The organism is Schauerella aestuarii, assembly GCF_009866805.1.
In the GTDB taxonomy this organism is placed as follows: Bacteria; Pseudomonadota; Gammaproteobacteria; order Burkholderiales; family Burkholderiaceae_B; genus Schauerella; species Schauerella aestuarii.
In genome coordinates this window covers 951,861-957,860 of record NZ_SIZW01000042.1, presented here as the reverse complement: position 1 = coordinate 957,860, position 6,000 = coordinate 951,861, and the positions used below count along the sequence as shown (strand labels likewise).

At 61.3% G+C, this 6,000-nt stretch carries 1 protein-coding gene; it reads right to left on the bottom strand.

Annotated features, from left to right (window positions below; translation table 11 throughout):
* Positions 1-5,877 (bottom strand): VCBS domain-containing protein (locus tag EYW45_RS19455; RefSeq protein ID WP_202444795.1); only part of this gene is annotated, 5,877 nt, incomplete at its 3' end.
* Between the last annotated feature and the right edge of the window lie 123 nt (positions 5,878-6,000).

Below are 6,000 nucleotides of genomic sequence, written 5' to 3'. Positions count from 1 at the left end.
TTGCGCCAACGCTTGAACGTTCGCAGCGTTGTTGTTAAGCGTGTAGGTCCACGCGCCGTCGGTGCCGATGGAGAACGAGCCGTAGGTGCCGGCAGTGCCGGTCTGAGCGGTGAAAGTGGCCTGACCAGCGTCGGCATCGGTGACGGTCAACGTTCCCGAAGCGGTGGTGGTTTGGTCTTCAGTAACCGTGCCCGTGCCTTGGCCGGCAATGACAGCAGCGTCATTCGTTCCGATAACAGTAACGGTGACTTGCGAGACGGTGCCATCAGCCGACGTGACGGTAAATACATCTTGGCGTTGTTCACCCTGTGCCAATGCCTGAACGTTCGCAGCAGTGTTGTTGAGCGTGTAGGTCCAGGCGCCGTCGGTGCCTATCGAGAAGGCGCCGTACGTTCCGGCGGTGGCGTTTTGAGCCGTAAACGTGGCTTGCCCTGCGTCAGCATCGGTGACCGTCAAGGTGCCTGAAGCGGTTGTGATTTGGTCTTCGGTAACCGTGCCCGTGCCTTGGCCGGCAATGACTGCAGCGTCGTTGGTGCCGATCACGGTGACCGTAACTTGCGAAACGGTGCCGTCAGCGGAGGTGACCGTAAACACTTCCTGACGTTGCTCGCCTTGCGCCAACGCCTGAACGTTAGCGGCGGCGTTGTTCAGCGCGTACGTCCATGCACCGTCGGTGCCGATGGAGAAAGAACCATACGTTCCAGCGGTGGCGGTTTGAGCGGTAAATGTTGCTTGACCAGCGTCAGCGTCGGTAACTGTCAACGTGCCCGAGGCAGTGGTGATCTGATCTTCAGTGACTGTACCGGAGTTTTGCCCGCCGATGACTGCGGCATCGTTGGTGCCGATAACAGTGACCGTGACCTGCGAGACGGTACCGTCAGCCGAGGTAACGGTGAATACCTCTTGGCGTTGCTCGCCTTGTGCCAACGCTTGGACGTTGGCGGCGGTATTGTTGAGCGTGTAAGTCCAGGCACCATCCGTGCCGATCGAGAAGGCACCGTACGTTCCAGCAGTGGCGGTCTGTGCGGTGAACGTTGCCTGACCAGCATCAGCGTCGGTCACGGTCAATGTGCCCGAAGCAGTCAAGACACTGTCTTCAGTAACGGTGCCCGTTCCTTGACCAGCGATCACTGCGGCGTCATTCGTGCCGATCACCGTCACGGTGACTTGCGAGACGGTGCCGTCAGCCGAGGTGACGGTAAATACTTCTTGATGCTGCTCGCCTTGTGCCAACGCTTGAACGTTAGCTGCGGCGTTATTGAGCGTGTAATTCCATGCGCCATCGGTGCCGATGGAGAACGAACCGTAGGTGCCCGCGGTTCCGGCTTGAGCCGTGAAGGTGGCCTGACCAGCGTCGGCATCGGTGACTGTCAACGTTCCCGAAGCGGTGGTGGTTTGGTCTTCGGTAACCGTGCCCGTACCTTGGCCGGCGATGACTGCTGCGTCGTTGGTGCCAATGACGGTGACGGTGACTTGCGAAACCGTGCCGTCTGCCGACGTCACCGTAAAGACTTCCTGGCGTTGCTCGCCTTGTGCCAATGCCTGAACGTTTGCTGCGGTGTTGTTGAGCGAGTAGGTCCAGGCGCCGTCTGTGCCAATCGAGAAGGCACCGTACGTTCCAGCAGTGGCGGTCTGTGCATTAAACGTTGCCTGACCAGCATCAGCGTCGGTCACGGTCAACGTCCCCGAAGCCGTCAACACGCTGTCTTCAGTAACGGTGCCCGTGCCTTGGCCGGCAATGACTGCAGCGTCGTTAGTGCCGACAACGGTAACGGTGACTTGCGAGACGGTGCCGTCAGCGGACGTGACTGTAAAGACTTCTTGACGTTGCTCGCCTTGCGCCAACGCTTGAACGTTAGCTGCGGTGTTGTTTAGCGTGTAGGTCCAGGCGCCACCAGTGCCGATGGAGAACGAACCGTACGTCCCAGCAGTCGCGGTCTGTGCGGTGAACGTGGCCTGGCCAGCGTCAGCATCGGTGACGGTCAACGTGCCGGATGCTGTGGTGATTTGGTCTTCAGTGACCGTGCCCGTACCTTGACCAGCAATGACAGCTGCGTCGTTGGTGCCAACCACAGTGACCGTGACTTGCGATACGGTGCCATCAGCAGACGTGACGGTGAACACTTCTTGACGTTGTTCACCTTGCGCCAACGCTTGAACGTTAGCTGCGGCGTTGTTAAGCGTGTACGTCCATGCGCCGTCGGTGCCGATGGAGAACGAACCGTAGGTACCGGCGGTGCCGGTCTGTGCGGTGAACGTGGCTTGGCCAGCGTCAGCGTCTGTGACGGTCAACGTGCCCGATGCGGTAGTGATTTGATCTTCGGTTACCGTGCCCGTACCTTGGCCAGCGATCACAGCTGCGTCGTTGGTACCGATGACGGTAACCGTGACTTGCGAGACGGTGCCGTCAGCGGAAGTCACCGTGAACACTTCCTGGCGTTGTTCGCCTTGCGCCAGCGCTTGAACGTTAGCCGCAGTGTTGTTGAGCGTGTAGGTCCAGGCGCCGTCGGTGCCGATGTTGAACGAACCGTAGGTACCAGCGGTGCCGGTCTGTGCCGTGAACGTGGCTTGGCCTGCGTCAGCATCAGTGACGGTCAGCGTGCCCGAGGCCGTCAACACACTGTCTTCGGTGACGGTACCCGTGCCTTGTCCTGCAATAACCGCGGCGTCATTGGTGCCGATCACCGTAACGGTGACTTGCGACACTGTGCCGTCAGCCGAAGTAACGGTGAAGATCTCTTGGCGTTGTTCACCCTGCGCCAGCGCTTGAACGTTAGCCGCAGTGTTGTCGAGCGTGTAGGTCCAAGCACCGTCGGTACCGATGGAGAAGGAACCGTAGGTGCCGGCGGTGCCGGCTTGAGCCGTGAACGTGGCTTGGCCAGCGTCGGCGTCCGTGACGGTCAATGTGCCCGAAGCATTCAGCACACTGTCTTCGGTGACTGTGCCCGTACCTTGGCCAGCAATGACAGCTGCGTCGTTCGTGCCGATGACGGTGACCGTGACTTGCGAGACCGTGCCGTCAGCCGAAGTGACCGTGAAGATCTCTTGACGTTGTTCACCTTGCGCCAACGCCTGAACGTTAGCCGCCGTGTTGTTGAGCGTGTACGTCCAGGCGCCGTCGGTGCCGATGGAGAACGAACCATACGTGCCAGCGGTGCCGGTCTGTGCCGTGAACGTGGCTTGGCCTGCGTCGGCATCGGTGATGGTCAACGTGCCCGAGGCAGTCGTGGTTTGATCTTCGGTTACCGTGCCAGTACCTTGGCCGGCAATGACGGCCGCGTCATTCGTGCCGATCACGGTAACCGTGACTTGCGAGACCGTGCCGTCAGCCGAAGTGACAGTGAAGATCTCTTGACGTTGCTCACCTTGCGCCAACGCCTGAACATTGGCGGCAGTGTTGTTGAGCGTGTACGTCCAGGCGCCGTCGGTGCCGATGGAGAACGAACCGTACGTGCCAGCGGTGCCGGTCTGTGCCGTGAACGTGGCTTGGCCAGCGTCCGCGTCCGTGACAGTCAACGTGCCCGAAGCGGTGGTGGTTTGATCTTCGGTAACCGTGCCGGTGCCTTGACCTGCAATAACTGCGGCATCGTTGGTGCCGATCACAGTCACGGTGACTTGCGAGACGGTGCCATCAGCCGAAGTGACCGTGAAGATCTCTTGACGTTGTTCACCTTGCGCCAACGCCTGAACGTTAGCCGCAGTGTTGTTGAGCGTGTACGTCCACGCGCCATCAGCACCAATCGAGAACGAACCGTACGTGCCGGCAGTGCCGGTCTGTGCGGTAAACGTCGCCTGACCAGCGTCCGCATCCGCAACGGTCAACGTTCCGGAAGCCGTCAATACGTTGTCTTCCGTGACCGTGCCTGAATCCTGACCGGCGATCACCGCCGCGTCGTTCGTGCCGATAACGGTGATCGTGACTTGCGACACCGTGCCGTCAGCTGACGTCACGGTAAAGATTTCCTGGCGTTGCTCGCCTTGTGCCAACGCTTGCACATTGGCTGCAGCGTTGTTCAGGGCATAGGTCCAGTTGCCGTTGACGTCGATCGAGAAGTTGCCGTACACGCCAGCCGTACCGGGCTGCGCGGTGAACACCGCTTGGCCGGCATCAGGGTCGACGATGTTCAGTTTGCCCGACGTGGTCGTGTCGGTGGCGTCTTCGGTGACAGTGCCGGCGTCTGCGCCCGGCGCAGCGGGGGTGATGACGGCCGCGTCGTTGCTGCCATTGACGGTCACCGTCAGCGTCGCCGTCGACGTTGCGCCATCGGCGTCACGGATGACGTAAGTGATCTGCGTCGTGGCGGATTCGCCGTTGATGAGGCTGCGGAAGTCGTTGCCCGGGGCAAAGGTGTAGCTGCCATCGGCGAGCACGGTAAACGTGCCGCCATTGGAGCCGCTCACGACCACGCCGGTTGCGGAAAGTGTTTGCCCGGCGACCTGGGTCACAGTGATGGTGTCGCCATCCGGATCGCGGTCGTTGGTGAGCAGATTGCCCTGCACGGCCGCCGTCTCGCTACCGATCGCGAAGTCGTCGACGGCGACGGGGCTGGGGTTGGACACGGTCCACGCAAAGGTTTGCGAGACATTCGCACCTGAGCCGTCCGTTGCGGTGACGACGATGCTGTAGACGCCGTTGCCATCAGGACCCCCTTGCGATGCGGAGCTCGCGAGAATGCCGGAGATCACGCCCGTTGCGCTGTTGATCGACAGGCCGTCAGGCAAGCCCGTGGCCGAGTAGGTGAGGGTGTCGCCCGCATCGGGATCGCGGAATTGGTTGGCAACGCCGACGTTGACGGTGTCGGCATCGGTGTTGATCTGACCGGCCAGGGTGACGCCAGTCGTGAGCACGGGTGCGTCGTTGGTGCCCGTAACCGTCACTTGAAGCGTGGCGGTGGATGTGGCGCCGCTTGGATCGGTGATGGTGTACGACACCGTGGTGATGGCGGTGGCGCCAGCGCCCAGGCTTTGGAAGGCGCTACCGGGTGCAAAGGTGTAGGTGCCGTCGCTGGCCACGGTGAAGCTGCCACCGTTGCTGCCTGCCAGAGTGACGGTGCCGTTCGAGAGCGTCAGGCCATTGACCGACACCACGCTGATCGTGTCGCCATCGGCATCGCGATCATTAGTCAGAATGTTGCCGGTCAAGCCGACGTTTTGCGTGGTGCCGAAGGCGTCGTTCACCGCGACAGGCGCGGTGTTGACGGCGGGCGCGGGCGCAGGGGTGACCGGTGTCTCGACTGCCGGGGTGTCGGTGTTGGGCGTATCTGTCGTCGGTGTGGTCGTGACCGGCGTGTCGGTAGCCGGCGTATTCGTGGCCGGCGTGGTCGTGACTGGCGTGGTGGGAGTCGTGGGCGCCGCTGCAGTCGCCGCCGCGCCGCCGTTGCCGAGATCGCCAAGGGTAATGTTGTCTGCTGCAGGGACGCCCGGCGAGGGATAAGACAAGCTCAACGGCGTGGTTGTTTCCACCACATAAAGCAGACGCGACACATTGCCGCCGCCACCGGAGTCGCCGCCACCACCGGCTTGCGACACGGCGGCCGTAGGATCCAACACGTCGAAAGGATCCTGACCGGCTTCCAATGCGGCGATGAGGCGTTCGGTGTCGGTATCACCAAGCTGGGCGACTTTGACTTCCGAGGCGTCGCCCGGAATGTCTTCGATGTCACCCGTATAAAGCAGTTCGCGTTCGGCACCGATGACCACGGGCATGCCGTTTTGGGCCTGGAGCTCCAATTCCGCGCCGGGACCCGTCACGATTTCGCTGTTGACCGGAATCCTCGCACCTTCGTGCAACTCAGTCAGCGATCCATCGCGATTGCGGATCCAGGCTTGACCAGTGAGTTTGACGACGGTAACGGTGGCGGAAGCAGCGGTGGCCATGAGGCACTCCAGGATTAACCAATATGGATGAGATACTAGTTAGCCGGGAGGCTGATGGCATTGTCCTTAAGGACAGGTCTGCAGACTTATTTTGTAAGTGTTGGGCTTGCCGCTGCGATCGTC